The organism is Methanosarcina sp. A14 (genome assembly GCF_001729375.1).
GTDB classification, from domain to species: Archaea; Halobacteriota; Methanosarcinia; order Methanosarcinales; family Methanosarcinaceae; genus Methanosarcina; species Methanosarcina barkeri.
This window is the reverse complement of the sequence record NZ_LZPK01000258.1, coordinates 1-4,638: the sequence shown is the minus strand read 5'-3', so window position 1 is coordinate 4,638 and position 4,638 is coordinate 1. Positions and strand designations below refer to the sequence as shown.

The following is a 4,638-nucleotide window of genomic DNA, read 5'->3' as shown; positions in this document are numbered from 1 at the left end:
GAAACTCAATAACTTATCCTAAAAAAATGGCTAGATATACACAGTTACGTTGGAGTACAATATTTGCAGAAAATGCATCAGATTTGTTGACAGTAATTCTATATATGTGTGGAATTCAAAGAACTTTTGAAACGATAATGAGCGTATATGAAAGTCAAGCATTAGATCCACATGTAAACAGAGAAAGGTTTAGAGATGAATGGTTTGAATAAAAAATGAAAGAATTGGGTTCAAAAATGAATAACAGGAGAAGGAAATGAATCCTTAACCGATGACAAATGGGGTGATTTTAAGTTTCTGAGAATGGACTTAATTCACATAAGCGGAGAGGCTCTTAACTCCATTGAAGATATACTTGAGGTATTTTCCGGATATAGATTTCAAGTCCAATCCATACGAATTTTCGGAGGATATTTTCAGCTTTTTCTGGTCTATGCCTGCCAGACTTTCATTATTTTCATAGGCTCCCATAAGGAGGAGATAGTCTCCTGGGGGAAGTTCCAGGCTTTTCAGGGAAAGGTTACTCTGGTTTTTCTCACCTATGCTTATCGTACCGTTATCTTTCCCTATAAGGGTCTGGATCTCGTTCTGAATGTCGTCTTTTTCATTTTCAGATTCATTTCCACTCAAATTGGTTTCCAAATTCCTGATAAGGTCAATTCCGTTCACAATAGGCCTTATTTTGGTGGTCGTCCAGATTGAGTTTGTGTTTTCAGATGTTGTATAGGCACCATCATTTATCAGCACAGCCCAGTAAGTATAATTCTTCTCAGCGGGTGCATTTTTCAGATCCAGGTTTATTTCTAAGTTTTCGCCTTCTTGAAGGTTATATGAAGTTCTGGCTTCCATTTGATATTTGAGAACTTCAAAATATTTTGCTAAAAGGATTCCTTTTTCCGATCCTGTTTTTTCCGTTTCGTTTCCTGCAAGGGTTATAAGGATCCAGTAGTGGCCTGCCTGAAGAGGGCCCATTGTCAGGGGAGTAAGGTCTCCTTCTTTGTTCAGGGTTGCAGGTATCTTGGCATAAGTTTCTGTATCGTTGTTTAAGACATCTTCAAGACTAATCGTGCTTTCATTCATACTATATGAAATCTCTTTTCCCGGAGAACACGGACTGTGTTCCTTAATGAGGTAAATGTCCACATTCTGCTGTCCTAAAGTTTCAGGTCCATAGTAGCTTAACTTTAAGCTCTCGTTTACGGTATAAAACGGACGAAGAGAATAAGGATATGACAATATAAATTTCAGATTGTTCCAGCTATTTTTCTCTGTTTTTATCCCAGTTATTGCCGACTCGTTTCTCTGACTGTCTGTCCAGTCATATATTTTTATTTCAGATGTATCTCCAGAACTTTCGTTATCTTTTTCTTCACTTGAATTCTGTCCCGATGAGTTCATTTTTGAAGGCAGACTTTCTTTATTTTGTTCTTCACTCGAGTTATGTTCCGAAGAGTTTGTTTCCGAAGAAAGGCTTTCTGATGTCTGTAATTCTATTTGCTTTGTAATGCCCTCAACATTTACTGCAAAATCGCCTGCAGGTATGGATTTAGTATTATATTGATAGCTGAAATTTCCATCAGAATCTACTTCTATCTCTTGCATGGCTGTTATCTTGAGTTTGACACTAGAACCACTTGCCTTTCCGTCAATTCTTATCTTATATGTTCCTGGTGGAACATTTGCCTGGGAAACGGTAACAGTGCCGTCTTTTGTCTCTGCGCTTTTAGTTAACCATAAGAGCATTTTTGCTCTCACATTCAGATCCTCTACTCCTTCTGCCTGCACGGTAAAACTATTGTAGGAGCTGGAGGGAATTACTACATCTTCAAGCAAGTACTCGTATTCTCCATCCTGAACCTCCACATCTTTTTCGAAGGATACCAGCACTTTTGCAGTATCTCCCTCAAAACCGGTTCCTTTTATTGTCATCATATCCCCAACAACGGGATTTTGGGGGTTAAGTTCCCAGTTGCTTGATGCAGCTGCTCCTGGAGAAATAATCAGGAACAGGAAAACAGGAAGCAAAAACAGGAGTCTCAAACTTTCTTTATTCTCTTGATTTTCGATAAATGTGAAAATGGGCTTCATTAGCTTAATTTCTTCAGAAAGCAATTTCTCCAACCTCTCCTTTTTATGTTTTTTTAACCAGAAAGGTATTGTCATTGAATAGTATATTATGGTCTATTTCTTATACCTGGACTAATTAAAAATTCTAGACAGATATGTGAGCAAATAATAAAACTGGTTTATATATTTTTTCTTTTTTGTATCTTGCATTCTGCAGTAAAACCTGTTCAGTATACAGGTTTTTGTACCCAGCTGTAAAGAGAAAGGACTGTAGTTTTCTACATTCCTTCTCTCAATTTTTTCAAGACTTTTGATTTTTGTTATAACTGGATGGGGATTTTCCAGCTTTTTTCTGGATCTAGTATAGGTTTCATTTCTTTTTCCTCAGCACTGCGAATCCTACCAGTAGGGTTACTGCAAAGCCCAACAAGAAGGAGGGAAGTTTTGGAGGATTTCGTAAGACTTCTGCTAATGAGTTTGCTTGAATATATGGCTTGACATCTTCGAGTATGAATGATTTTGGATTTTCGAGAAGAGACTTAATTTCCATAAGTGGAGATGCTTTGAATTTCTTTGAAGATTCATCACCGAAGGTATTTTCTGAGCTGGGGTTCAAGCCTAATCCAGATAAGCTTTTGGGGGATATTCTCAGTTTTTTCTGGGTTATACCTGTCAAGCCTTCATTATTTCCATAGGTTCCTGTAAGGAGGAGATAGTCTCCTGGGGGAAGTTCCAAACTTTTCAGGGAAAGGTTACTCTGGGTTTTCTCACCTATGCTTATCGTACCGTTATCTTTCCCTATAAGGGTCTGGATCTCATTCTGAAGTTCATCTTTTCCGTTTTTGGATTCATATTTACTCAAATTGGTTTCCAAAACCTTGATAAGGTCAACTCCGTTCACGATAGGTCTGATTCCGGTGTTCATTCTCCATCTTGGGTTTGTGCCTTCAAATGCTGTATAGGCACCATCTTTTATCATTATAGCCCAGTAAGTATAATTCTTCTCAGCGGTCGCATTCTTCAGATCCAGGTTAACGTCTAAGTTTTTGCCTTCTTGAAGGGCATATGGAGATCTGTCTTCCATTTGGTATTTGAGAACTTCAAAATATTTTGCTAAAAGAACCTCTTTTTCCGATCCTGTTTTTTCCGTTTCGTTTCCTGCAGGGGTCATAATGATCCAGTAGTGGCCTGCCTGAAGAGGGTCCAGTGTCAGGGGAGTAAGGTCTCCTTCTTTGTTCAGGGTCGCAGGTATCTTTACATAAGCTTCTGTATCATTGTTTAAGACATCTTCAAGACTAATCGTGCTTTTATTTGTACCATATAAAATCTCATTTTCCGGAGAACTCGGGCTGTATTCCTTGATGAGGTAAATGTCTACTTTCTGCTGCCCTAAAGTTCCAGGTCCATTATAACTTATATTCACATTGTCTTTTGTGGTATAAAACGAACGAAGTGGATATGAATACGACAGTATAAATTTAATATTGTTCCAGCTATTTCTCTCGGTTTTTACCTTAGGTGTTACAGACTCGTTTCCCTGACTGCCTGTCCAATTATATACTTTTATTTTATTTACTTCCTGACTTGCCACCGTCCAGTTTACTTCAGGGCTCAATACTTCGCTTTCCACACTTTTTGTGCTGTTTGAAGTTCCATTTGAGGTTCCATTTGAAGTTTCGTTTGAGATTCCATTTGAGGTCCCGTTTGAGGTTCCATTTGAAGTTTCGTTTGAGATCCCATTTGAGGTTTTGGTTCTATTTTTAGTTTCCACTTCTGTACTTTTCAGACTTTTCGACTCATTGATTGTTTCATTTTTTGTTTCATTTTTCGTTTTGGTATTGTTTTGGGTGATGGTTCTATTTACTGTTATTATTTTATATTTCAAATTAGATACATTGTTTTCTGAACTTTTTGATTCATTTTCTTGAGCAACTGTTTTATTTGATGCTATTATTTTGCATTTACAGTTAGACCCACCACTTTTTGAACTTTTTTGGTTATCTTCTCCGATGTTTTCTTGGCTATCTGTATTGTTACTTTCTGATTCGTTTTCCTGATCAACTGTTTTATTTACTGTTGTTGTTTTATACCAGTTAGATACATTAGCTTCTGAATTTTTTGATTCGTTTTTTTCGATATTTTCTTTGCTATCTGTATCGTTACTTTCTGATTTGTTTTCCCTTTCAACTGTTTTATTTACTGTTATTGTTTTATACCAGTTAGATATATTAGCTTCTGAATTTTTTGATTCGTTTTTTTCGATATTTTCTTTGCTATCTGTATCGTTACTTTCTGATTTGTTTTCCCTTTCAACTGTTTCATTTACTGTTATTGTTTTATATTTCAAATTAGATACATTAGCTTCTGAATTTTTTGATTCATTTCCTTTGATATTTTCTTTGCTATCTGTATTTTTTCCTGTTTCTGTTTTTGATTTAGTATTATTTTCTCCTGTTTCCTGATTTTCCTTACTTTTGTTTTCTTCTATTTTATACACTTTGTAATGTAAAATAGAGTCAGCTAGGTCAGTCTCTTGCTCAATGTCTTCTCCTGTTTCTTGAGTTGTTGTAT

The 4,638-nt window shown here is 36.4% G+C and carries 2 protein-coding genes and 1 pseudogene; 1 reads left to right on the top strand and 2 read right to left on the bottom strand.

The genetic code is table 11. The features are described 5' to 3' along the window. Positions 1-212, top strand: a pseudogene (locus A9239_RS12190) (IS4 family transposase); the annotation flags it as partial. Between the two features lie 97 nt (positions 213-309). Here A9239_RS12190 and A9239_RS12185 read toward each other — a convergent pair. Together A9239_RS12185 and A9239_RS12180 are read right to left on the bottom strand one after the other, a co-directional pair. Next, positions 310-2,112 carry a TIGR04279 domain-containing protein gene (locus tag A9239_RS12185; protein WP_080943751.1) on the bottom strand — a complete coding sequence of 601 codons (1,803 nt, stop codon included), beginning with the start codon at positions 2,110-2,112 and terminating at the stop codon, positions 310-312. A 325-nt stretch (positions 2,113-2,437) separates the two neighbouring features. Then, a partial coding sequence (locus A9239_RS12180) for a TIGR04279 domain-containing protein (protein WP_069575323.1) occupies positions 2,438-4,638 on the bottom strand: 2,201 nt, incomplete at its 5' end.